At 56.0% G+C, this 22800-nt stretch carries 21 protein-coding genes and 1 pseudogene; 9 read left to right on the forward strand and 13 right to left on the reverse strand.

The window, feature by feature from the left end; all coding sequences use genetic code 11:
* Positions 1 to 45: 45 nt before the first annotated feature.
* The 3 genes from O8B93_RS06665 to O8B93_RS06675 all read right to left on the reverse strand — a co-directional run bounded on the left by O8B93_RS06665 (position 46) and on the right by O8B93_RS06675 (position 3188).
* Positions 46 to 942 carry a carbohydrate ABC transporter permease gene (locus tag O8B93_RS06665; RefSeq protein ID WP_269709053.1) on the reverse strand — a complete coding sequence of 299 codons (897 nt, stop codon included), beginning with the start codon at positions 940 to 942 and terminating at the stop codon, positions 46 to 48.
* Complete coding sequence (locus tag O8B93_RS06670) at positions 926 to 1789, reverse strand: carbohydrate ABC transporter permease (protein WP_269709055.1); 864 nt, start codon at positions 1787 to 1789, stop codon at positions 926 to 928. The genes O8B93_RS06665 and O8B93_RS06670 overlap by 17 nt, the downstream gene beginning before the upstream one ends.
* Positions 1790 to 1898: 109 nt before the next feature.
* Positions 1899 to 3188 (reverse strand): ABC transporter substrate-binding protein, encoded by a 1290-nt coding sequence (locus O8B93_RS06675; protein ID WP_269709056.1) that lies wholly within the window; start codon positions 3186 to 3188, stop codon positions 1899 to 1901.
* A 347-nt stretch (positions 3189 to 3535) separates the two neighbouring features.
* On the opposite strand from O8B93_RS06675, the gene O8B93_RS06680 reads away from it, so the two are divergent.
* The 3 genes from O8B93_RS06680 to O8B93_RS06690 are packed head-to-tail and all read left to right on the forward strand — an operon-like array spanning position 3536 to position 6084.
* Entirely contained in the window at positions 3536 to 4585 is a 1050-nt protein-coding gene (locus O8B93_RS06680) for a LacI family DNA-binding transcriptional regulator (RefSeq protein WP_269709057.1), read from the forward strand.
* 11 nt (positions 4586 to 4596) lie between these two features.
* On the forward strand, positions 4597 to 5520 hold the full coding sequence (locus tag O8B93_RS06685; protein WP_269709058.1) for an SMP-30/gluconolactonase/LRE family protein: 924 nt from the start codon (positions 4597 to 4599) through the stop codon (positions 5518 to 5520).
* Positions 5521 to 5556: 36 nt separating this feature from the next.
* Positions 5557 to 6084 carry a DKNYY domain-containing protein gene (locus O8B93_RS06690; protein ID WP_269709059.1) on the forward strand — a complete coding sequence of 176 codons (528 nt, stop codon included), beginning with the start codon at positions 5557 to 5559 and terminating at the stop codon, positions 6082 to 6084.
* 145 nt (positions 6085 to 6229) lie between these two features.
* Here O8B93_RS06690 and O8B93_RS06695 read toward each other — a convergent pair whose 3' ends face one another.
* Positions 6230 to 7069 (reverse strand): leucine-rich repeat domain-containing protein, encoded by an 840-nt coding sequence (locus O8B93_RS06695; RefSeq protein WP_269709060.1) that lies wholly within the window; start codon positions 7067 to 7069, stop codon positions 6230 to 6232.
* 268 nt (positions 7070 to 7337) lie between these two features.
* On the opposite strand from O8B93_RS06695, the pseudogene O8B93_RS06700 reads away from it, so the two are divergent.
* Positions 7338 to 8120, forward strand: a pseudogene (locus O8B93_RS06700) (IS3 family transposase); the annotation flags it as partial.
* Positions 8121 to 8183: 63 nt separating this feature from the next.
* Here O8B93_RS06700 and O8B93_RS06705 read toward each other — a convergent pair.
* Together O8B93_RS06705 and O8B93_RS06710 are read right to left on the reverse strand one after the other, a co-directional pair.
* Positions 8184 to 8483, reverse strand: coding sequence for a helix-turn-helix domain-containing protein (locus O8B93_RS06705; protein WP_269709061.1), 300 nt, complete (start codon positions 8481 to 8483; stop codon positions 8184 to 8186).
* Between the two features lie 332 nt (positions 8484 to 8815).
* A complete protein-coding gene (locus tag O8B93_RS06710) occupies positions 8816 to 9064 on the reverse strand; it encodes a hypothetical protein (RefSeq protein ID WP_269709062.1) in 249 nt (82 codons plus the stop codon).
* Between the two features lie 582 nt (positions 9065 to 9646).
* Here O8B93_RS06710 and O8B93_RS06715 point away from each other — a divergent pair.
* From O8B93_RS06715 to O8B93_RS06735, 5 genes are all read left to right on the forward strand, one after another.
* Positions 9647 to 10312 carry a hypothetical protein gene (locus tag O8B93_RS06715; RefSeq protein ID WP_269709063.1) on the forward strand — a complete coding sequence of 222 codons (666 nt, stop codon included), beginning with the start codon at positions 9647 to 9649 and terminating at the stop codon, positions 10310 to 10312.
* Positions 10313 to 10365: 53 nt separating this feature from the next.
* Positions 10366 to 10758: a hypothetical protein gene (locus tag O8B93_RS06720; protein ID WP_269709064.1), complete on the forward strand. Its 393-nt coding sequence runs from the start codon at positions 10366 to 10368 to the stop codon at positions 10756 to 10758.
* A gap of 260 nt (positions 10759 to 11018) precedes the next feature.
* Positions 11019 to 11915, forward strand: a complete 897-nt coding sequence (locus O8B93_RS06725; RefSeq protein ID WP_269709065.1) for a hypothetical protein — start codon at positions 11019 to 11021, stop codon at positions 11913 to 11915.
* A gap of 178 nt (positions 11916 to 12093) precedes the next feature.
* Positions 12094 to 12696: a transglycosylase SLT domain-containing protein gene (locus O8B93_RS06730; protein ID WP_269709066.1), complete on the forward strand. Its 603-nt coding sequence runs from the start codon at positions 12094 to 12096 to the stop codon at positions 12694 to 12696.
* 349 nt (positions 12697 to 13045) lie between these two features.
* Positions 13046 to 14389, forward strand: coding sequence for an esterase/lipase family protein (locus tag O8B93_RS06735; RefSeq protein ID WP_269709067.1), 1344 nt, complete (start codon positions 13046 to 13048; stop codon positions 14387 to 14389).
* A 236-nt stretch (positions 14390 to 14625) separates the two neighbouring features.
* Here O8B93_RS06735 and O8B93_RS06740 read toward each other — a convergent pair whose 3' ends face one another.
* From O8B93_RS06740 to O8B93_RS06770, 7 genes are all read right to left on the reverse strand, one after another.
* Positions 14626 to 16071: an FAD/NAD(P)-binding protein gene (locus tag O8B93_RS06740; RefSeq protein WP_269709068.1), complete on the reverse strand. Its 1446-nt coding sequence runs from the start codon at positions 16069 to 16071 to the stop codon at positions 14626 to 14628.
* A gap of 203 nt (positions 16072 to 16274) precedes the next feature.
* A complete protein-coding gene (locus O8B93_RS06745; RefSeq protein WP_269709069.1) occupies positions 16275 to 17522 on the reverse strand; it encodes an SfnB family sulfur acquisition oxidoreductase in 1248 nt (415 codons plus the stop codon).
* Between the two features lie 26 nt (positions 17523 to 17548).
* Entirely contained in the window at positions 17549 to 18325 is a 777-nt protein-coding gene (locus O8B93_RS06750; protein ID WP_269709070.1) for an ABC transporter ATP-binding protein, read from the reverse strand.
* Between the two features lie 71 nt (positions 18326 to 18396).
* A complete protein-coding gene (locus O8B93_RS06755) occupies positions 18397 to 19731 on the reverse strand; it encodes an ABC transporter substrate-binding protein (protein ID WP_269709071.1) in 1335 nt (444 codons plus the stop codon).
* A 99-nt stretch (positions 19732 to 19830) separates the two neighbouring features.
* A complete protein-coding gene (locus O8B93_RS06760; RefSeq protein WP_269709072.1) occupies positions 19831 to 20892 on the reverse strand; it encodes a branched-chain amino acid ABC transporter permease in 1062 nt (353 codons plus the stop codon).
* 1 nt (position 20893) lies between these two features.
* Positions 20894 to 21790, reverse strand: a complete 897-nt coding sequence (locus O8B93_RS06765) for a branched-chain amino acid ABC transporter permease (protein WP_269709073.1) — start codon at positions 21788 to 21790, stop codon at positions 20894 to 20896.
* Complete coding sequence (locus O8B93_RS06770) at positions 21790 to 22707, reverse strand: ABC transporter ATP-binding protein (RefSeq protein WP_269709074.1); 918 nt, start codon at positions 22705 to 22707, stop codon at positions 21790 to 21792. The genes O8B93_RS06765 and O8B93_RS06770 overlap by 1 nt, the downstream gene beginning before the upstream one ends.
* Between the last annotated feature and the right edge of the window lie 93 nt (positions 22708 to 22800).

The following is a 22800-nucleotide window of genomic DNA, read 5'->3' on the forward strand; positions in this document are numbered from 1 at the left end:
AAAGTCTCCCTTGAGTACCGTTGGAACATGTTGGCTTTTTTGTCGCTATCCCTTGAGCCCTGCTGCAGAAAGGCCTCCGATTAGATGCCGCTGCGCAAAGAAGTAGACGACCAGAACAGGAATTATCGAAACGAGGGTGGCCGCCATGAAGAGGTGCCACTCGACGCTGTAGCGTCCTTGGAAGAAGGCAAGCCCGACGGAGATCGGATAGTCCTTGAAGTTATCCAGGAAGACCAGCGGACCCATGAATTCGTTCCAATTCCAGAGGAACGAGAACACCACGATGACCGCAAGCACTGGCTTACACAGCGGGAGTATGACTTTGTAGAGGATCATCCAACTGTTGGCGCCGTCCAACCGTGCAGCCTCGTCGAGCTCCTTGGGGATGCTGCGTATGTATTGGGTCATGAGGAAGATGAAGAAGGGATGGCCGAAGAATTCCGGCAGGATCAACGGCCAATATGTGCCGATGAGCCCCACCTTCTGGAACATCCAGTACATCGGAATGTACTTGATCTGGCTCGGAATCATGAGCGTGCTCAGCATCAGCATGAACAACACTTTCTTGCCGGGGAATTCGAACCTGGCGAAACCATATGCGATCAGCGGTACGGATATTAACTGACCGATTGTGCTGACCACAACAAGATAGGTGCTGTTTCCCATGAACCGCCAAAGCGGATACTTGTCGAAGGCTTCCTGATAGTTCTCCCAATGAGGCGTCTCCGGTACCCACTTCATGGGAAACGCGAAGACCTCGGCGGGAAGCTTCAGCGACGTCGATGCCATCCAGAAGATGGGGAGCAAAAAAGTCACGGACAAAAGGATCAGAAGACCGTACACCGCGACATAGAGAGGTGCTGATTTCATCAGCTTCTTACGGGCGCGCCGGCTGCGGACACGAAACGGATCGTCGAGCATGGTTTCAGTTCTGGTCGCCATAATACACCCACTTGTTCGCCCACCACTTGGCAAGTGCCGTGGACGTCATAATCACGGTGAGAAGGAAGATCGCCAGGGCCGAGGCGTAGCCCATGTTGAAGTTCGTGAAGGCTTCCTCGTAGAAATAATAAAGGAAGAAATATGTTTGGTTCAGCGGGCCGCCCTTCGTGATCACGACGGCTTCCGTGAATATCTTGAAGGCGTCGATCATTTCGATGATCAGCTGAAAGAACAGGGTCGGAGTGAGAAGCGGCAGCGTGATTCTCCTGAATTTCTGCCAGCTATTCGCTCCATCCATAGAGGCCGCTTCATACAGCTGGGCCGGTATGTTCTGCAGGCCGGCGAGGTAGATGATCGCGGCGCCGCCGACCTTCCAGATGCTCATCAGGGCGACGGAAAACAGGGCCCAGTCGGCATCCCAGAACCAGTGCGGACCGGCGATGCCTACATATCGCAGAAGTGTATTCACGACGCCGGTGTCCGGCTGCAGGAACCAAACCCACATCAGCGACACGGCCACGCCGGAAATCACCGCAGGGAGAAAGAACACCGTGCGAAAGAAGTTCATTCCGGGAAGCTTCAGATTCAGCAGAAGCGCGAGCGCCAATCCCAATGCCAGTTTGGCGGGCAGCGAGAAGAGCACGAAAAGTACGGTGGCACGCGCCGCATCGAGAAATAGCGGATCCTCTGTGAACATCCGCCGGTAGTTTTCGATGCCCACCCATTGGGCTTCGCCCACCAGCGTCCATTGCGTGAAGCTCAGGTAAAAGGTCGCAAGCACGGGCACCAAGTAGAATACGGAAAAACCGATCACCCAGGGGGAAAGGGCTGTGTAGCCGTCCACCATCTCCTTTCTCTTCCGCGCGCGCTTGCTTCTGCCGGGTAGCAACGCTTTCCGCTGCGTTGCGCTTGTCGCACCGACTCTCACAGCCATTCGATTCATGGAACTCCCCTAATCAGTTTCCGAGGCGCTTTACGCACTCGTCGAGCGCTGCCTGCATCTTAGGCACATCCTGGTTCAGGGATGCCTTAATCTCGCTGCGCTCAAGCTTTCCCAAGCTAATCAGTTCAAACGTCTGATAGACGCGGCGGACCGATGCGCGGAAGCAGGGATGCGCGCCGTCAAAGTCCTTCACCTGCGGCCAATCCAAGGTGCCCTGAAGTACTTTTACGGCGTCCTCTTGAGCGTAAGGGTGTTCCGGCCAAAGAGCGGGAATGCTTGGGAACATATTGAGGCCGGTCGTCATCGCGATCCGTTGCCCGTCCATGCCAGCAAAGAACTTTAGGAATTCCCAGGCCTCCTTCGGGTGCTTGGTGCCTTGATAAATGGCTACCGGCGCGGACCACGCGTTGGAGTAGCGAATACTTCCCGGACCGGCCGGTTCAGGGACCAGCCCTACATCCATTTTGTTCTTGAGGGCCTGGAGCAGATGCGACTGGTTGAGGGTCGCCATTGCCAGTCGACCTGCCATGAACAGATCGACTGGCCCGGTGCCCTGACTTCCGAGCACTTCGATATCGGCCGGTGTGGGTGTCGCAGCGGTTTTCACCAGATCCCAGTACCATTCGAAAGCCGCAACCGATTGCGGCGAATTGTGATATCCGTCAACCGTCTTGCTGTCGTCGCTGTAGGGCTGAGCATCGTAGTTGCGCCAAACCGTTCGATAGGCATCGCGCGGACGGTCTCCGCCCCAGATCCCTTTTTCCGGATTCGAGAGCTTCTTGGCGGTGTCCAGAAAGTCTTGCGCCGTCCAGTCTGGCTGGGGATAGGGTACACCCGCGGCATCGAAAACCGCCTTGTTATAGAGGACGACATTCGTTCCCGCCCCCATCGGCAGCGCCACGATCGCGTCCTTAAAGGTCGCGTAGTTTCTCCAGAGCTGCCTTGAATACATTTCCGGATCGAAATCCTTTTCGGCAGCGATGAAAGGGCCAAGATCAAGAGCCCGAGGCCTCCAATTGTCATTGTCGATCATCGGGAAGATATCCGGCACGTTCTGCCCGGACCCGAGAGCGGTGTTTACCCGGTCGGCAAATCCCGATTGCGGAAGGAACGTTATCTCGATCTTGATGTCAGGATATTTCGCTTCGAACGCGTCAACGATTTTCTCCTGAGTCTCCTCAGAGCCGAGATCATGGCCCGGCATGGACCACATTTTCAGCACCACGGGGTCTTTTGCGTCGGCCGTAGCACCGCCAACTAAAAAAGCCGCCGATGCAACCCACATCGTCATCCATTTCGTCATTGCACACCTCCCTCGCGCCAATCGACGTAATCTCCTCCAACACCGCTCCAAACCCGCGCATCCCTCAAGATCACGGAGGCAGAGCAGCGCCTTACTTGTTGAGTAAACGCTTTCTCATCAGATCGTCAAGCGTTTATTTTCGCCTCACCCGAACTAATTTCACCAAGCCCTTTAGAAGCCGCCGAACAGATGCCCTCTACCGGCAAAGCTTCGTGAGACCTAGGAAACTGTAGAAACTCCAGCACGAGCTCAACAAAGCTCTTGCACTTGTTCAAGCGATTTCCTAATTTCGTAATCACAAGAAAGCGCTTACCAGTTCAGATGCACACATATTACAGGACGACCGAATGAAGCGGGTGACACAAAGGGCTCGGCGCTCGCGCGTTGAAGGCCAGATCGGACTGGAGGAGGTCGCGTCATTGGCCAATGTATCCATCGCAAGCGTTTCACGCGTGCTGAATGGAAAGACCACCGTGGCCGACGACATCCGACAGCGCGTGGAGGAAGCCTGCGCCAAACTGGGTTATCTTCCCAACGGCGCCGCTCGCGCACTGTCGACGCAACGCACGAAAGCGATAGGCGCCGTCGTGCCTTCGATCGAGAACGGCGGATTTGCCCGGGTGATCGCGGCGCTGCAGGAACGACTGCGGATCGCTGGTTACAACCTGATCCTGGCAGGCAGCGGCTATGAACAAAGACTGGAATATGAGGCAGCGGCGGCACTACTGAGCCAAGGCGTTGACGGCCTGGTGCTCGTGGGCAGCCAGCATGACGAGCGCTTGATGCCACTGCTGGAACGCCGCGGCATCATTTTTGTCGAGACCTGGATTCTAGGCAACGAACGTCCATGCGTCGGATTTGACAACGCGCTCGCCGCCAGACGCGTGGTCAAATACCTATTGGATCTGGGCCATGTGAAAATCAGCGTAATCACCGGTCGGACGTCCTTCAACGACCGGGCCGCCGCTCGCGTACGCGGTGTAGAGGATGAGCTCAAGGCTAACGATCTGAAGCTGCATTCGCATTTGGTCGTGGATCAGCCCTACCGCATTCAGGACGGCAGGATCGCAACCCGATCCCTGCTCGAGACAGATAACCCGCCGAGCGCCATCGTATGCGGAAACGACCAGCTCGCGTTCGGCGCGATTATCGAGAGCAAGTTTCGCGGTCTCAGCATTCCCAGGGATATCTCGATCACAGGCTTCAATGACGCCGACTATGCGCCGCATCTCGATCCGCCGCTGACAACGATCAACGTGCCTTCGGAGGAGATGGGTACGCGCGCCGCAGAATACCTCATTAAAAAACTCAATGGTGAAATTGCGATGGCGGCGTGGGAGGTGGACGTCAACCTCGTGGTTAGAGGCAGCACGGGCGCGCCCCCGTCCAAGCGGTAAAGGATTACGTCATGTTCGCTGCTCCCCCGGACGTCAAAGCGGAAGTTTTCGCACGCCTTCCCGATAACCTGCGAAAACAGGGCAGTGCGTCGGCATGGTTGGAAAAACACAATCGCGGCCGACCACGCCATTCCCTCCTCGAGGGACCGTCGTTCGATGCGAACGGCGCTCTCTATCTGGTCGATACCGCATTCGGACGCGTGTTCAAGATATCGCCGGAGGGCGCCTTTTCCGTCGTCGCCGAATATGATGGGCAACCGAACGGACTGAAAATCCACCGAGATGGACGAATATTCATTGCGGATCATATCCGGGGATTGCTGCAGCTTGACCCTGGCCGCGGCGCGGTGTCGACTATTTGCGAAGAGGGCCCAGACCGGCCGTTCCACGGGCTGAACGATCTCTTTTTTGCCGGCAACGGCGATCTCTACATGACGGATCAGGGCCAAACCGGCCTGCAGGATCCGAACGGACGCGTTTACAAGCTCACCGCGGCAGGCCGGCTGGAATTGGTAATGGCGGGCATTCCATCCCCAAATGGTATCGTCATGAACAGCGAGGAGACATGCCTATATGTCGCGGTGACCCGGGACAACGCGATATGGCGCCTGCCTCTAATGCTCGACGGCACGGTTTCAAAAGTTGGCGCTTTCATACGACTGTCCGGCGGTATCGGTCCCGACGGTCTTGCGCTGGACAGGCAAGACGGCCTCGCGATCGCCCATATCGGGCTTGGCTGCGTATGGATGATAGATCGACGAGGGGAGCCCTGCTTGAGAGTTCGCTTGCCAGAGGGCAATTCGCCGACCAACGTCGCGTTCGGAGGCCGCAATTTCCGGAGCTTGTTCATTACGGAAGCAGACAGCGGCACTGTTTTTGTGGTACGAGACGCGGGCGTGCAAGGCCACAAGATGTTTAGCCATCCGCAAGACTAGGTGTTCAGTCCCGGCATCTAATTGATCGGGTTTAGGATGGGGCGACCCGGTGACCGCTGGTTTTGCGACGACGGACATGTCTACGGCCAGGGCGAGACGCCAACGAAGCTTTTCTGGTTCATAGCCCGTGGCGCCGATCCGGACAGCTTCACCGTACTGAACCAACGTTATGGCGCCGACGTGGCCGCCGGTTATTACATTACCAACCTGCGCCTTCCCACCGAGGAGCCGGCTACATTCGGGATCGTCGGTTATTATTACGGCAGCGGCCAGAAACCGGGTATCCATATCGAAGAGAGCCACTACGCAAAGGACAGCCGCAAGGTCTATGCTTATGGCGTCGAGATCGAAGGCGCGGATGCAGCCAGTTTCCATTCCATCGGCGACAAAGGCAGATATTTCGCCGACAGCAAGCATATCTATTGGCAGAAGAGCTCCGTTCCTGATGCTGACCCCGAGAGCTTTGTCTGCGCATCAGAAGCAGGCCAGTATCGCGCTCACGACAAAGAACGGCCCTATTATGCCGGGCAACCTCAATCCGTTTCGGCCGAGTTCGAGCCCTGAAGCGACTATTTCCAGGCGGCCCATTGGCGAGGCTGCAGCGAAATATTCCGCTACATTCTGTCATCCGGATCGGATGGCCTCATATTCATGATCCTGAGGCATCCAAGCCCATAACCCGCGGCGGAGGTCGCGACACGAAGAACGGTCACAGGGCAGCGAATTCGTCGCCGAGGGCGTCGTGATCTCCGCCTTCTTCATAGAACGGATCCCGAGCGCGATAAGCGTTGATGACATAGTTCTCAAGCTTCGGGAAATTGTCGCGCGGAAATTTGCAGGGATAATGCGACGCCTCGAAGTTTTCGACCGACCTGCTCGCCAGCTTATCCCAGCCTTCAAGCTTGTTCTTGCCCTCGAAACGCAGTGATCGCAGTTGGGTAAGCTCCGACAGGTGCGAGACGTCGCCCGTAATCCTGCTGGACACAAGTTGCAGGACTTCAAGTTCCTTAAAGCGCAGAATGTCGTCAATGTCCTTGATCGTCGATGAGATCAGAAAGAGTTTTCTAATCGGTGACTTTTCGAAAAGTGCAAGCGATCCGCTGAACCCGTGGAGCGCGAGCTTCTTCAAATCCGGCCATCCGTTTCCGAGATTCTCGACCTTGTTAGTCTTCCAGTCGAGATTGAGCCAGGTCTCGAGCTTCGGAAAAAGCTCAGGCAGTCTCGCCCGGAAAGAAATGCCGTGCGTTGTAATTTTCCTGATGTTCGGGAATTTTTTGAAGACGTCGAGATCGAAATCCTCGGAGAAGGCGCCGGACCCGACTATGCCGATCTCAATGATATCATCCTTCTTGCGGATGCCGCTGAAATCGGGAGAGAAATAGTCCTGCAGTTCGTTCTCGGCGACATCTTCAACCTCGATCGAAAATCCGGTGCAACCATGTTCGTCGATGAGGTGCGAATACGCCGTGAAGGCGGCCTTGTTGAAATAGGCTATCTTCTGAAATGCCGGGGATCGCGTCTCCTCGATAAAGACGTATGGCCCTGTCATCAGGTTTTCCATCGTTCTTTCATCTATTTCCAAAACGATCTCGGACACTTAACTTCTCCATTATCCATCGGCAGCACAGAACGCCTGATTGTTGTTTCGATACTCAGCATCGACCGAACGCGGTTCTTATTCTCGTTGCAGTCAGCGTTGCAGCCGCTCTTTGGGCCGGTGTAGCACGGTTAAACACCGATTGCCCGTCAAGTTTCACATTGGCCCAGTTGCTGTCGGCCACCGCATTAAATCCGGATTGGGACAACAGCCGGTTCTCAGCGGTTTTTATGCCTGGCTTCGGATGCCCTTAAGCAAGCGTGCCTTTGAGGACAAGCGGCAGATCGATCTCCTCCAGACGGCTTGGGAAGAGAGCGGCAAGGTCTACGGGTATCGCAAGCTTCATGACGACCTGCTCGATCACGGCGAGACATGCTGCCCCAACCGGGTTGCGCGTCTGACGCGAATTGCCGGGATAAAGGCTCAGATCGGCTACAAGCGCCGTCCCGGAGTTTACGGCGGCAGGCCTTCCGTCATCATCGATAACACGCTCGACAGGCAGTTCGACGTGGCGGCTCCGGACAAGGCTTGGGTCACCGACATCACCTACATCCGAACCTGCGAGGGTTTCGCCTATCTCGCGGTGGTGATCGATCTCTATTCCCGCCGCGTCATTGGCTGGTCGATGCAGAGTCGTCAGACAACGGATGTTGTGCTGCAGGCATTGCTGATGGCTGTCTGGCGGCGAAAGCCAAAGGAAAAGGTCCTGGTGCACTCGGACCAGGGATCGCAATTCACCAGCATGGACTGGGAAGTGTTCCTGAAGCACCACAATCTAGTTCATTCGATGAGCCGACGGGGCAACTGCCATGACAATGCCGTGGCTGAGAGCTTTTTCAATCTGTTGAAGCGGGAGCGGATACGCCGAAAGGTCTATCGTTCAAGAGACGAAGCCAGGCAAGACGTGTTCCACTACATCGAGATGTTCTACAACCCGAAGCGCAAACATGTTAGAAACGGCATGCTGTCGCCCGTCGAGTTCGAAAAGCAGCAGAAAACGTAACCCGAGGGTGTCTGCAAAACGCGGGGCTATTCAAAACGCTCATCTGCTGGATTGGTTTGAACTTCATTTGCGGCGCACACGCTGCTTGAGAGGACGGTCAATGACATCCTCGATATTCTGCGGCGGCCGAGCTGGAAACAAGCCTTCGAACTCAGCCTCCGCCTCAAGGGCAAACGCAATTTTCACGAGACTCTCGAGGGAGATTTTTCCGGTTTCTTCAAATAGCCTCAGCGATCCGTAAGAGACATTCGATCTTGCAGCCAGTTCACGCTGGGTCAATCCATGCTCGATCCTTCGGCGCTTCATTCTGTCCGCCAGACCCCCGATAATCTCCGCCGGGGAGGATATATTAAATGCCAACATATTATCACCTATATGCAGAAAATACATATTATTGCCAATATAATAGCATTTAAATAAATCGCAAGTAGCACGTGTGCCCGGAAAACTCGGGCTTTATGACTGTCTGCGCATTGCAGGACACGTCATCATCGCGGTTGTTTTCTACCCATGGGTTACAGGCCAAGCCTTTGGTTCCAATGCGGCCAGCCAGCACCAAAAAAAGGACGGTTCCGAGCGCACGGAGGCTCAACCAATATCAACTGCAACAATAACATTCGGCGCCAGACCTTCGATACAAGGCCGGCACTCTACGTAGCGGTCGATATCAAAAACGATTTACGATGGAATTCCCGTCACGCGGTCTGCAGGCCAGCCGCGAGCAAGGAGACAAACAAGCAAACAGGAATAAAGCCATCGGCGCGCTGGACGCTATTCGTGGCCTGGTAATTATTCACGACATGGGTCACGTTGACGTACTGGTTCCCAATATTGTTTCCGGCACTGGGTGGCATAAAAAAATACGACAGAAGGAACCCGATTATCGGACCAAGAATGAGCCCGCCGATAATTGGATGAGATAAAATACCAACGATGGTTTCCATGTGTAATGCCCTCGAATACAATCGCAATGGCGTTACAACCAATCCATTCACAGCCAGTTATTGCAATTATTAAAAGGCATTGCACAACGACGGATGACCTGTTGCCCCTTTTGCACCAGCCTTGGAGACACAAAGCCTCCCCAGCCCCGTCATCGCAAACACAGCCTTTACAATCGCCAGCAAGCGGATCACCTACCCGCGATTACATAAACCAAACTCCCAACTTCATCCGGGTGATCCAGGGCAGATAAAGCCATCGTGCATCTTTCACATCGGGGATTTGATGAAGTATTTTTGTCTCGCCATTTATCCCGGCACATAAGCCTGTTCAAAAGCGATGCCAGGAGCAGAGTCCATTAGAATCACACAACTTATTATTGTTTTTTCGCAAAGATGTGGTTAGAGTTCCCATGCTGCCGCAGGCATGATGGAGGCATTTTTAAGGCAAAAGAAAATATACCCGCAGAAAAAACTCAAGAGTGAGGCAATTTATCAATACTGCCGCACGGTTCATAGCGATTACGGATCCGAACAACTCATACTTCCAGAGGCTTTTGTCCAGAATTTCGCCTAGAGGTGATTATGTCTTTTTCTGCATTAGAGAATCTAATTGCAAAATCCGGAGGCTACGATCTTCAAGAAAATGATCTTGGTCTCGTTGCAATTGAAAGTTGGGCAGGTTTTCCCACGCGGAAGTTTTCCTACTCCAAAACGGACGCAAATGGCGTCAAAAAAGAATCCATTGCCGTGATGCTCAATCCGACTCCGAACCAGGTGGCTCGGTGGATCGTCAACTCCGTAACAACGGTTTGCGGCCGTTACGTTGAGGATTTCGGACGTCAGATGGTGAGGCATATCGTGATTGCTTCCGGCTTCCAATTTCTGGTTCGCGGCATCCATCTGGAAGACATGGGTGGGACTGGCAAGCACACTTACTATCCATTCTTTGACGGCGTAACCGTCAAACTCGATAGCATTGCCGATGGCTGGCCAACGCGGCTCCTGGACCCTGCCGAAATAGAAAGCACTGTAACTGCCGAGCAAGGTAACGTCACCCAAGTCGGGAAATACGCACGCATTCAGTCGACGACGAGGCAAGAATATTTGGATGCTGGCGGTACGCAAGAGGTGTCGAACGAGAAGTGGCTGGGCGTTGTCCGGCAGCTCTACCAAGCGGCATGGGGCAACGATGACAACAAACTGATGGTGGCCACAACACGTGCCAAAAAGAAGGAATGGGGATTTTGATGGTTAGCAGCGGCACGTTTTAACGCAGTAAAGAGAACAAGAGAGGCCGCACGATGAATTCACAATCAAGAGCGGAGTTGAGCCGTGCATCCTCGATGCAAATCCACGCGCGTTCCGTCTCGAACAACGTCTGTACGGTGGTTGAAGGACAGACTTACAAGCTGGTTGCGTCTGGGAAATGGTGGGACTGGTTCATTCGTTGCGGGCCCGACGGATATTCTTCCACGCTCCTGAATCCCGTTGCACATCTAAAATGCGCGCCTAACGAAAAGTGGTTTTGCCTGATGGGCGCGATCAATTGCGATCCAGAAAGTGTTTTCCGCATCGGCTCGGCGAGAATCTGGACGGCGACAAGAAGCGGAATGCTCAACTGCTTCGCAAACGATATTCCCGCTATGCGCTGGAACAACTGGGGTTCCATTTCGATCGAGGTCCAAACTGTTTGAATAGATGACTGGTCTTTTCTGGTTTCAACGAGACCTTTGGCCTTCGGGATTCAAAAACGATCTTGATAGATAACGATATCAGTATCAGTCGAAGTCGATGTAGATGCGCTTCACGTCGACAGTCACGCGTCGTCCGTTACCCGTAAGATTACGAAAATCCATTTGCTTTTTACTCGGCAGTGTTCCGCCATATCCCATCGCAAGGTTGCCGAAAATGCATCAAAACCAAGTAGCACATTTCATGAAGACGGAGACTTTGCATGCGAACTGGATTGTGTCTCGTAGCTGCCGTCGTGTTAGTCGGTGCGCACGCTGAAGCTGGCAGTACTAACAAGGAACGGGTGACGCCGGAGCCCTTTGGTGGATGCCAATTTTCTAAGAAAACGATGAGTTTCGCCGGTGATGTCCAAACACAGACGAGATGTTTACTTCGCAAGGTAAGAGTGAAAGGCACGGGTGCCGATCCGCAGCAGATACCTAATTGGTTGGTCGATCATGTGGACAAGCCCACCGACATTTCAGAAGAAAAGTTACGACAGTATCTCGCGAAAAATGACTTAACGGCTAAGCAGGTAGGTGGCGAGCCGCAAACCCCCACAGCTTCTGCGGTCCGCTACTTTGTCATCCATGACACAAGCAGCCCCGAGATAAGCACATCCAGTGAATTCCCCAAGGATATGGACTCGCGAGATTATACAGGAAATCGCCTCGAGGGTGTTTGGTCGAACAGCGAAGTAAGACTAAAAGTAAACGCAATAACCAGCCGCGATGGGCAATCCTTAATGTTCAGGGATTGGGGCCTCGAGCGCGAAATGTCTGGCACCAAACTCGAATTGAGAAGGGACAAGCCTGGGCAGATTCAGAATATTCCTGAGGCAAGACCTCTCTTTGTCCATGTCGAAAATGTTCAGCCGCGTATCAAGCCGAAGGACTCCTGGGCCTGGAAAGCGCCTGAACAAGGGTTAACAGACGCACAGGAAAAGAGATTGGCACTCCTCTACGTCACCGCTAGCTACAAGGCCGGGCGATGGCTTGTTCCGGCCTACCATTTTAATATCGATCAAGGTATCCCCCAAGGTCACGACGATCCCCAAAACATAAATTTGAACAACTGGGTCAGCCAGATCGAAGCTATTCATCGGATTCTGAGGACATAGTGGAGCGAGCATATGTATTGAACATCGCTTGATAGTCAGGGCAATCTGCATTGTGCTCACTGCGTTCACGGCGGGGTGCCTCAAGAAGGAGGCTCCAGCCGAGCCTCCGTCTGTCGTAACGGATGGAAAAGGGAGCGCAACCGGCACGAAAGAGCCCAAATGTACGCTAGCCTGGAAGATGCACGGCCACACAACGCAAGCTGAGGCCAAAAGCTTTGCCGCGACATGTCTTACTGCGGCCGATGGAGCGGTCGATATCAAAATGTCGCGGTCGACGGTGCGGGCAAAGCTGAGGTCATTTATACCTTCAAGCCACGCCCTCACGGCGATCGTTCCTTCAGACATCGATGTTTTCTGCCCGGGCTATGGGAACGCGAGCGGTGAAGATCGTGCGGCGTTTTGGCGAGAATTGCTAACCGCCATGGCCAGACCGGAGTCGGATTATAACACCAAGACCGTTTTGTGGGAGCAAGGACAGTTCCAGTATAGCGTTGGGCTTTTGCAGCTATCCTATAACGACAAGGATTCTTATCGCGATGTCAGCCCGCCAGGTTGCCAGTTTACGACCGAGGCCGAGGTCACCAACCCGGACGTGAATCTGCAATGCGGGGTCAAGATCATTGCGAAGCTGGTAAAGAACGGCGGGCCTATAGGTGGAAGCTCAACGAAGCCGAACAGCGGGGCCGCCGCCTACTGGTCCACCTTGCGAATGTCTTCACCTGATGCGCGCAACGAGATTACCGCGGCGACACGCACCATTGCTGCCTGCCAGGCGAAATAATGTATCCCGGCGGTTATTGAAGTTTGAAACGGATTCGAACCAGGAGCTGGTGAAAAATAAGCGAAGTGTTTGAAAGTTGATCGCCCGATTTATCCGGAGAATTGGCTGCCGAGTACAATTTTCAGCTAAAGAGTGTCGCCAGGAATGTTGCTTTCCATTTGCTGATAAATCGCTGTCTGAAGGTTTCAGTAAACAGTCCCCTTCCAGCTATTTTAGTCGACCTCATCGGCTTGAAGCAAGCAAGTTGAAAACCTTGCAGTCAAGGGGACAAACACAAGTTTAGTTTTAGAAGGAAATACAACGAAGGCAGGTTTTAGAGGCTTGGGACTGATCAAAATTGGGGGTAAAAATGGGAAGTATAATTTTTCTGCCTGGGATTCTCGGTAGCAGGCTGAAGCTTGGTAAAGAAGAGATTTGGCCACCTACGGTTGGAGAGGTGCTTAACGGCTACGAGAGGATCGACAAGTTAACCGACCCTGCGGTGATTGCGGGCAGTCCCATCGACAGTGTTTGCCTAAAATCGGTTTATAAACCGCTCCTCGATGATCTTCAGGTAATCGCAAGTGGTCATGCCGGGGCTGTCGCGCGCAGCCTGCACAGCTTTGGCTATGATTGGCGGATTGATCTACGCACTGTTGCATCGGACATTGCGAGTCGCATCGACGCCCTACCCCCATCGGATCGTAACGAAATCCATTTCGTAGCCCATTCCATGGGCAACCTCGTCCTTCGGCTTTTACTCGAAAGCGGTACATTCGATAAAAAGCCATGGTTTTCGAATATTCGGACTTTGGTCTCTCTTGCGGGCCCGCACAGAGGAGCGCCAACTGCGCTTGTCCGCGCGCTCGGGCTCGAAGGTACTTTAGGCCTTGCCGGTCCCGACATTAGAAAAATGGCTAAAGATATACGCTATCCATCCCTTTATCAGCTTCTGCCTCAGCCCGGAATTGTTGCAGCGTGGAGGGATCGCGGATCATCGATGGTAGCTCTGGATATCTATGATCGAACCACGGCGGCGGCTTTGGACTTAAATGCGACCAATCTTAAAGTCGCAAAAGATACCCATGCAATACTCGCCAGGAACAAGAAACCGGCCCACGTGACCTATGTCTATCTCGCTGGCACATCGGAAGATACCTGGATCCGCGTCAACACCAGCGTAGGTCAGCCAAGGCCCGTCGCAGGAAAAGATGCTGGCGATGGCACAGTCCCGTTGTGGAGTGCTGTCGAACCAACCCAACTCCATCATGTGGCGCCGGGCGTTCATGCCGAGATATTCAAGCATGAACAGATCCGGGCCCTTATTTATCGCTCTCTTGGTGCTAGAATCCCAAGTACCAACTTCGTAAGTGCCGCAGACAAACCTTTGTTGATGATGCAGACGGGTGAACTTGCCTATGCCAAGAGTTCTTCCGTTGACGTCATGGTGATACCTTCGAACGGTTTGACAGAGATAAGCGGCGATCTGGTTATCGAATTTACCTACGATCCTATCGCGGCTGGTTTTGCCCCGTTCCAACGTATTCCGCTAAGTTACAAAGGGCCACAGATAGATCAGATAAAAGTGAGGTTGCCGAATTTGACGCGGGTCGGCTTTTATCGAATAGGATTCGACGGAACGCATGAGGTCGGTAAAAACGAACATGCCATCTTTGCAATATCGCCAGTTGGGGCGTCAGGGGCCAAATCGTGACAGCACGTGAATTACGGGATGTGAACCGCGCCGAGTTTGCCGGAGCCCATTTCGTTTAAATTATGCGGCCCAGGCTGGTGCGTCCAGCCTGGCGTAATACTGCTCCTCGGCTTCGTCCGGCGGGAGGCCGATGCCGCAATCGGTGGCTGCGCGAAACCGTCGTCACCATCGCTCATCTCTCGTAGCAGCGCCAGATTGCGCTCGATCGCAACGGACGCAGGAACAAGACCGAGCGATCATTTTGCCACCCGCTGTGCGGGATGAGAAATCCTGAACTCCTCAACCAAGTTGCGAACACGCTCCGCAACGAAGATTGCGTGCTCGGTAACCTGCGGCAACCCCATCAGCTCTCCAAAGGTCCCACGCGCAAGCGGTCCGGCGATAAAGAGTGAAGTCACGCTTTCGCCTGAGGTCGCCACGGGATTCGACGACGCATCGACGAGAATACCGAGCCCGGTTGGGCAGGGTTGCAGAAGACCAGCTTCTTCAAGTTCACGAAGCAGGACCTGGCTTTGAAGGATGCCGCCATGCGCCGGACCCGTGGTGACGACGATCGCGTCGACATCGAGCGCTTCGGGAACGCTCGCGCGCTGGGGTCGAAGCATTACTCTGTAGCCGGTACCAATCCGCGTTATGGAAGTGAGCGAGGCAGCCCGGACATTCATTTGACCGCTCGCGATCAGTTCCTCCACAGCGGCTTCGACCTGCGGAGCGATGCGAAAGCGATGCACATCCCAGACGGGCCGCAAGTGTCGGGCAACGCGCCTTCTCTCAATGACAGGCAGATTTCCCCATATGTCCTTCCCCTGCGCCCTCAGCGCATCCACGACGCTATGCCACGTCAGGCCCCGTTCCTCTGCTTCTCGCAGCGTCTGGCGAACCTTATGGAGTAACTTGCTTGCCGAGGTGAACGGTTCAGACAGGAAATCGCCGAAAGGCTCCTGCCCTACAGGGCCATGGCCGCGAGACCGCAAGCCCCTGCGAGAAAAAGACGTTATCTGGCCGACATGGCCCCGTCTCTTGAGCGAGGCAACCACATCGGCAGAGGTCAAGCCGTTTCCGACGATGAGAACACGATCTGCAGGCTCGACGGCGTCGATCGCATCGGTCACGGTGACATCCGCAATCAGCTTGGGATCATCTTTGAAGGCCTGAAGCACCCGAGGCAAAGAAGGTGGTGGATGGCTGACCGCCAGCGCGACTATATCTGCAATGAGCGCTGTTCCGTCAGACCCTGCAATCTCATAGCGGCTTCCTTTTTGTGACACCGAGATCGCTTTGGTCCGCCAGTGTCTGATACGGCCGTCATCCAAAAACGGTTGAATCCGTGCCGAGACGTAATCGCCGAAAACAGACCGACTGGGATAAGGCGAGCCATCGTGTCCTATGAGTTCCGCGTCGTCACGGGCAGAAATACAGCCAAGATAACGCTCAAAATCATCGGGGATATCCGGAAACAGCGTCATTCTTGCCGCGGGGACGTTGATCCTATGCGCGGGATCGGTCGCGCTATAAGCCAAGCCACGGCCCAACTCCGATCGAGGCTCGATGACAACAACGGATGTATCATTCGGGAAGCCGTTGCCTGCAACCAGATGCATTGCCATTGCCGCGCCGGTGAAACCACCGCCGACAACCGCCACGGTTACGCGGGCAGAAGCTATGGGAACAAGAGAATTCATTGCCTCTACATTCTCCCCAAGGAAATCTGTGTCCCGCATGATGGGATAATGAGTAAAGCCCTAAAAGGCATTTTTCGCTTCCCGCGCATAAGGCTCATCGTCACCACTATTTTATGTTCCCGACGTTTCCGACACTGCTGGCGGATGTAGCAAGATCAATTACCAACCGGGGCGCCTCGTGCGCCCCGGCCTCCAAAAGTTTCTCAACTCCAGGCGTGAAGCGGCGGCTTCTCGCCATTAAGGAAATACTTGCCGAGGATCGAATATTTCCATCGCACGGGATCATGCAGCGTGTGGGTGCGGGCATTGCGCCAATGGCGATCGAGGTGGTGCTCTGCAAGCGTGGAGCGGGTGCCGGCAAGTTCGAAGAGCTTGTTGGTCGCCGCAATGGCAATCTCGGTCGAGAGAATTTTCGCCTCGGCCGTCACGATCTGTGCTTCGGCGACCGTTTCAGCATTCGGGTTCTGGATGGCCCGATCGATGGCATGACCGGCTTTTTCAAGCAGCGCCTGTGCCGCATGCAGCCGCAGCGTCAAATCGCCGACAGCCTGGATCGTGTAGGGGTCATCCCAGGCATGCTCAACGCCGCTATCTACCCATGCACGGCTCTTGCTGCGCACGAAGGAGACGGTTTCATCGATTGCCGCCTGCGCAATCCCCGTATCGACCGCGACCTGAATGATCTGGAAAATCGCACCGTCGGCGGTCGGTTCCGCATACCCTTTGTAGCCGGGAACCAGATGGGTTTTCGGCACCTTGACGTTATTGAGGATGACAGTGCCCGAGAGCGTCGTGCGCTGTCCGAAGGACGACCAGTCGTCGATGACGGTCAATCCGGGCGCGTCCCGCTCGGCAATCGCATACCAGGCGCGGCCTTCGTCATCCAGCGCAACGATGGGCACGAGATGGGCGAGAAGTGCGCCCGAGGAGTAAAATTTCTGGCCGTTGACGATCACATGGTCGCCCGCATCAACAAATTTCGTTTCGAAATCCGCGGCCCGCTTGGAACCGAATTCGGAGAAGGCATTGCCGAAGCGTGTGCCGCGCAGCACTTCTGAAAACAGCAGCGTCTGCTGGGCCTCATCGGACACCGTCCGGATCGCCGCGACGACGCCGAGATGGTTCTGCGCGATCTGGCCAATCGAGGAATCTGCCGCCGATACGATCTCGATCACCTTGGCGAGCGTCGCGTAGGAGACTTCAGGACCGCCGAACTTCTTCGGCACGTTGATCGACCAGAGTCCGCTTTGCGAGAAGGCATCGAGTTCCTTCACCGGCCAGATGCGATCGCGATCGCGAATGGCTGCCCCGGGGGCAATTTCGGCCGCCAGCTTCTTCGCCACGTCGATCGCTTCGGCGTCGCTCTTGATGATGTGTGCCGGCTCGCTCGGCCGCGCCACGGCCGGAACGCCTTGCGCCGCATCTTTCGTCTTCACGTTGGAAATGGTCATGCCATGTCTCCTCTTTCCTTTGGTTTTCAATGAATATGCGTGACAGGCGCGGCTGGTTTCTGGCCCAGATAAAAGGCTTTCACGTCATCGCGCGCCTTGAGCTCGGCGGCCGTGCCTGACAGCACGCTCACCCCGTTTTCCAGAATGATGGCCCGGTCGGCATAGGCCAGCGCGACTGCTGAGTTTTGTTCAGCGACCAGGATCGAAAGACCTTCTTCGCGATTGAGACGCTTCAGCGTGCGGAAAATATCCTGCACGATGAGAGGCGCCAGCCCCATTGACGGTTCGTCGAGGACGAGCAGCCGCGGCCGCGACATCAGTGCCCGGCCGATGGCCGTCATCTGCTGCTCGCCACCCGAAGTGAGGCCGGAAAGCACCCGTCGCTTTTCCCTAAGCCTTGGGAAATGCGCGTAAATTTTCTCAAGATCGGTCGCGATTTCAGTGCGTGTGGCGGATCGGCCAAGACCGCCTGAGACCAGATTTTCCTCGACCGTCAGCGTCTTGAAACAATGGCGACCCTCGAGCACCTGCACGAGACCGAGACGGACAAGGCTTGCCGGGGTTTCGCGCGTGACATCGCGACCGTCAAACAGGACATGGCCGGCAAGCACCTGCCCCCGTTCGGCCGGAAGGAGGTTGGAAACCGCCTTCAGCGTCGTCGTCTTACCGGCACCGTTCGCACCGAGAACCGCAAGTATCTCACCTCGCCCAAGCGAAAAGGTGACCCCATGCAATGCGGTAATGGCATGATTGTAGGTTGCATGGAGCCCCTCCACAGCGAGCAGCCTGTTCCCCTCGGTCATCACGATCTCCTTGGCGCTTTTAGTGATATTGTGGCCGGACACGGGGAAACCCTTGCCCGACCACGCAAACATCAGTTCGTCACGGAATTTGCATCTTCCGACGTGCGGAGCTTGATGCCCTTTTCAGCCGCATAGGCCTCGGACGATTTCTCGATGATCGGGCGCAGCAGGGCCCAGTCCGGTGCGATCCAATCGGAAACCACATTCCATTTCTTGCCATCCCACTGCTGGAACGTCACGTAGCCGTTACCCTCGTGGTTATCCCAGGTGACATTGATCGAATGGAAGAGATCCTTGGCGCCCAATGCCTCGACACGGGCTGGGTCCAGTTGCAGATGCTCGAAGCCCCAGCGAACTTCGTCGCCGGTCAGGGTGCGCTTGCCGAATTTCTCCTGGGCGATCCGCAAGGCCTCGACATTCAGGATACCGTTGACGATACCGAGATTGTGATAGACGGAACCGATGCGGCCCTTGTCTTCAAGGTTACCCTTGCCGGCGTCGTAGACCGTCTTCACGATCTCCTTCACGACCGGATATTCGGCTCCAGATGCCTGGGTGGTGATGGCGGTGTAGCCCTTGGCCGCATCGCCGGCGGGAATAACGTCCTCTTCCGAGTTGGACCAGACATTGCCAATGATGTGATCGACCGGGAAACCGGTCTTCGCCGCCGTCTTCAGCGCCACCGGGTTCATCACACCCCAACCGCGCAGCACGACGTAATCCGGCTTGGCACGGCGGATCGTCAACCACTGCGACTGTTGCTCGTTGCCGGGATGCGGGACTTCGATCTGCTGCAGCTCGAAACCGTATTTCTTGGACAGAAGTTCGTAGATCGGGATCGTTTCCTTGCCATAGGGCGAGCCGTGATAGAGCACGACGATCTTCTTGCCCTTCAGCCCTTCAAGCCCGCCTTGCTTGGAGGCGATGTAGTTCACGATGCCCGAGGTTTCGCTGTAGGGGTTGAGCAGCAACGGGAAGACGTAAGGGAAAACCCGACCATCGGTCGAATCCGTGCGGCCGTGGTTGATGGTAATGAGCGGCACCTTGTCCTGCGTGATACGGTCAATCATGGCATAGGCGATGCCGACCGACAGCGGGTTCCATGCCGCAACGCCGGGATTGCTCTTCAGCCTTTCATAAGCCTCGACACCGCGTTCGACTTCGTACTGGGTTTCAGCCTCAGACCAGGTCAGCTTGACACCGTTGACACCGCCGTCCCTGATATTGATGAGATTGAGGTAATCGATAAAACCGCCGAAAAAGCCAGTGCCGCCTGCAGCATATGGCCCGACGCGGTAGCTCTGCAGAGGAAAGTGCTGCTCATCGGCCATGGCCGGGAAGGCGATGGCCGCGAGGCTGATGCCGGCAGCAAAGGCTGCTGCTTTGATCTTGGTATAAAGGGTCATATCTGGACACACTCCGTCTGTCGGCTGGCGCTCGGCCATCCCGTGTTGCTTTCAGGAATTCTTTGCTGTTGGGCTTTTCTTGTTGGAAGCCTTTGCCTGTCAGGCCCGGCTTCGAGGAATCCACATCCGCCTGACGGTCGCCGCGATGCGAGACCTCAAGCGATCCCACAACGAGACGAGGCCGTCAGGCTCAAGGATCAGAAACAGGATGATCAGGGCGCCCAGCACGATGCGCTGCGTCATGTCGAGCACGCCGGAATCAAAGACACCGCCCAGGAGTATGGAGCCAAGTCTGGATAGGATGAGCGGAAAGACGACGATCAGCGCCGCGCCGAAAAAGGCACCACGGATCGAGGCAAGCCCGCCGATGATGACGATGAAGAGGATTTGAAAGGAACGGTCGAGGTTGAAGCCAGCGGGCTCCACCGTGCGCAGATAGGCGAAGGCCCAGATCACCCCGGAAACGCCGATGATGAAGGAAGAGATCGCAAAAGCGAGCAGCTTCGTGCGCAACACCGGAACACCGATGATACGTGCGGCGGTCTCGTTGTCTCGCACCGCGATGAAGTTGCGGCCGGTTTGTGACGACACCAGGCGGTAGGCGAGGAAAGTGAAGACGGTGACGACGGTCAGCGCGAAGAGATAACGCCCGACCGGCCCTTCGAAGGAAACCCCGGCCAGCGACAGCGCCGGCGCATCGATCACACCCGATGCGGACTGGTTGGAAAACCAGCTGAATTTCGTCAACGCCCATTGCACGAAGAACTGCGCCGCGAGCGTCGAGACGGCGAGATAGAAACCACGCAGTCGCAGGCTCGGCAGGCCAAAGACGATGCCGATGACGGCTGCCGAAACGCCGGCAAGCACGATCGAAACGATAAGCGGCAGCCCATCGACCCGCAGGTTGAAATTATACGCCGCGAAGGCACCGACGGCCATGAAAGCAGCCGAGCCGAGTGACACCTGACCCGCATAGCCAGTCAAAAGGTTGAGGCCGACCCCGGCAAGGCTGAGAGCAAGAAACGGCAGCAGGATTGCCTCGAAAAGGTAACTGGTGCCGACAAATGGCACGACGAGATAGGCGATGGCGAGCACCGCAATCGTTCCGGCATGGCGCGGCAGGGAAAACGGCGGCGAAAGATCGGCTGTAACGGCGGACATATCAGACCCTTTCCACGAGCTTTTGACCAAACAGGCCAGAAGGGCGGATCAGCAGGAAAGCGAGCGCCACAACATAGGCGAACCAACCCTCGATGCCGCCGCCGAAATACTCGCCGATATAGACCTCGGCGAGCTTTTCCGACGCGCCAATGAGCAGGCCCCCGATGATCGCGCCGAGAATGGAATCGAAGCCACCGAGAACCAGCACCGGCAAGGCCTTCAGGACCACCAGCGACAGAGAGAACTGCACCCCGAGGCGCGCGCCCCAGAGCAGTCCCGCAACCAGGGCAACGAGACCCGCCGCCGCCCAGACGCTCGCCCATATCCACGGCAGCTTGAGACCGACGGCAAGCGCCGCGAACTGGTCATCCGCAACGGCGCGGAAGCCGAGACCGATGCGGGTGTAGCGGAAGAAGGCCGAGAGGGCCGCCACCATGCCGGCCGCGACGACTGCGGCAAAGATGTCGAACTGGCTAATGAAGACGCCGCCGACATCAAAAGGAATGTCCTCGATACCGAGATCGAGCCCATGAACCTGCGTGCCCCAGAGGAGCTGGGCCGCGCCCTCGATGATGTAGGAAAGACCAAGCGTCGCCATGAACAGCGTGATCGGTGGCTTGTTGGTGAGCGGCCGAAGCACCGTTCGTTCGATCGCGACACCGATGGCTACCATGATGGCAAAGGTAATGGCGAAGGCAGCCACAAAGGGCACGTCGCGCTCGACAAGGCTGACGAAGGTCAGCGCGGCGAAGAGGAGAAGCGCGCCCTGCGAAAAATTCAGGACACCCGATGTCTTGTAGATCAGCACGAACCCGATCGCGACGAGCGAATACATCACCCCGGAGAGCAACCCGCCGACCAGCACCTCGGTAAAGAACAACCAATCAAACGCAGCCATCAGATACCCTCCCCGTCTTCATTTTCCGGCGCAGCGCCGAGATAGGCATCGATGACACGTTGATCGCTGGCAATCTCCGCAGGCGTCCCATCGGCGATCTTGCGCCCGTAGTCGAGCACCGCGATGCGGTCGGAAAGCCCCATCACCACGCCGATGTCATGCTCGATCAGAACGACGGTGACTGCATATTCGTCGCGCGTGAGCCGCACATAATCGGCAAGCTCGTTCTTCTCCGTCGCCGTCATGCCTGCCATGGGCTCGTCAAGCAGCAGGATGCGCGGCTCGGCGGCAAGCGCACGGGCGAGTTCCACCCGCTTCTGCAATCCATAGGGCAGCGTGCCGGCAAGCCGGTCAACGTAGGGCGTCAGATGCAGGAAATCGATGATCCTCGCTGCTCGCTCGCGGGCATCGGCCTGCTCCCGACGAGCGCTCGGCAGGCCGGCGATCTGGCTCAGGAAATTTGCCCGCTCGGCGTAAGCCCGCCCCGTAGCAACGTTTTCGAGAACACTCAGGCCCTTGAACAAAGCGAGGTTCTGGAACGTCCGCGCCACGCCGAGACGGGCGAGCTTCTCGGTCGGCACTGGACGATAGGCTTTGCCATCAATCGCTACATGACCGCGATCCGGCCGGTAGACGCCTGAGATAACGTTGATCAGCGAACTCTTGCCGGCGCCGTTCGGCCCGATAATGCCCAGGATTTCACCCTGCCGCACGGCCAGATCGATGTTCTGTAGAGCGACGACGCCTCCAAAGGAGAGATCAATACCGCGAAGCTCCAGCACGAGGTCTTTGGCGGCGTCCAGCGCGCCGCGTTCCTGCTCGACATGCTCGCTGCGCAAGGCAATGTGTTGGCGAATGCCCGTTGGGACCGCCACCTCCGCGCCAAGGCTTGCAACCAGAAAACTCGATGCTGACATCGTTCAGTCCATGCTCCGCCCAATGGGCACAGGTTTCCAATCACGGAGGCGGTCCCACCCGTGGTACAGGCGGCGGCCAAAGGCCGCTGCCGT

It is taken from the genome of Martinezella rhizogenes (genome assembly GCF_027460065.1).
In the GTDB taxonomy this organism is placed as follows: Bacteria; Pseudomonadota; Alphaproteobacteria; order Rhizobiales; family Rhizobiaceae; genus Agrobacterium; species Agrobacterium rhizogenes_C.

Excerpts from the sequence above, each read along its gene's own strand:
- O8B93_RS06665 (WP_269709053.1), bottom strand. The coding sequence starts at position 942 with ATGGCGACCAGAACTGAAACCATGCTCGACGATCCGTTTCGTGTCCGC.
- O8B93_RS06670 (WP_269709055.1), bottom strand. The coding sequence starts at position 1,789 with ATGGTGGACGGCTACACAGCCCTTTCCCCCTGGGTGATCGGTTTTTCC.
- O8B93_RS06675 (WP_269709056.1), bottom strand. The coding sequence starts at position 3,188 with ATGACGAAATGGATGACGATGTGGGTTGCATCGGCGGCTTTTTTAGTT.
- O8B93_RS06680 (WP_269709057.1), top strand. The coding sequence starts at position 3,536 with ATGAAGCGGGTGACACAAAGGGCTCGGCGCTCGCGCGTTGAAGGCCAG.
- O8B93_RS06685 (WP_269709058.1), top strand. The coding sequence starts at position 4,597 with ATGTTCGCTGCTCCCCCGGACGTCAAAGCGGAAGTTTTCGCACGCCTT.
- O8B93_RS06690 (WP_269709059.1), top strand. The coding sequence starts at position 5,557 with ATGGGGCGACCCGGTGACCGCTGGTTTTGCGACGACGGACATGTCTAC.
- O8B93_RS06695 (WP_269709060.1), bottom strand. The coding sequence starts at position 7,069 with ATGACAGGGCCATACGTCTTTATCGAGGAGACGCGATCCCCGGCATTT.
- O8B93_RS06705 (WP_269709061.1), bottom strand. The coding sequence starts at position 8,483 with ATGTTGGCATTTAATATATCCTCCCCGGCGGAGATTATCGGGGGTCTG.
- O8B93_RS06710 (WP_269709062.1), bottom strand. The coding sequence starts at position 9,064 with ATGGAAACCATCGTTGGTATTTTATCTCATCCAATTATCGGCGGGCTC.
- O8B93_RS06715 (WP_269709063.1), top strand. The coding sequence starts at position 9,647 with ATGTCTTTTTCTGCATTAGAGAATCTAATTGCAAAATCCGGAGGCTAC.
- O8B93_RS06720 (WP_269709064.1), top strand. The coding sequence starts at position 10,366 with ATGAATTCACAATCAAGAGCGGAGTTGAGCCGTGCATCCTCGATGCAA.
- O8B93_RS06725 (WP_269709065.1), top strand. The coding sequence starts at position 11,019 with ATGCGAACTGGATTGTGTCTCGTAGCTGCCGTCGTGTTAGTCGGTGCG.
- O8B93_RS06730 (WP_269709066.1), top strand. The coding sequence starts at position 12,094 with ATGCACGGCCACACAACGCAAGCTGAGGCCAAAAGCTTTGCCGCGACA.
- O8B93_RS06735 (WP_269709067.1), top strand. The coding sequence starts at position 13,046 with ATGGGAAGTATAATTTTTCTGCCTGGGATTCTCGGTAGCAGGCTGAAG.
- O8B93_RS06740 (WP_269709068.1), bottom strand. The coding sequence starts at position 16,071 with ATGAATTCTCTTGTTCCCATAGCTTCTGCCCGCGTAACCGTGGCGGTT.
- O8B93_RS06745 (WP_269709069.1), bottom strand. The coding sequence starts at position 17,522 with ATGACCATTTCCAACGTGAAGACGAAAGATGCGGCGCAAGGCGTTCCG.
- O8B93_RS06750 (WP_269709070.1), bottom strand. The coding sequence starts at position 18,325 with ATGACCGAGGGGAACAGGCTGCTCGCTGTGGAGGGGCTCCATGCAACC.
- O8B93_RS06755 (WP_269709071.1), bottom strand. The coding sequence starts at position 19,731 with ATGACCCTTTATACCAAGATCAAAGCAGCAGCCTTTGCTGCCGGCATC.
- O8B93_RS06760 (WP_269709072.1), bottom strand. The coding sequence starts at position 20,892 with ATGTCCGCCGTTACAGCCGATCTTTCGCCGCCGTTTTCCCTGCCGCGC.
- O8B93_RS06765 (WP_269709073.1), bottom strand. The coding sequence starts at position 21,790 with ATGGCTGCGTTTGATTGGTTGTTCTTTACCGAGGTGCTGGTCGGCGGG.
- O8B93_RS06770 (WP_269709074.1), bottom strand. The coding sequence starts at position 22,707 with ATGTCAGCATCGAGTTTTCTGGTTGCAAGCCTTGGCGCGGAGGTGGCG.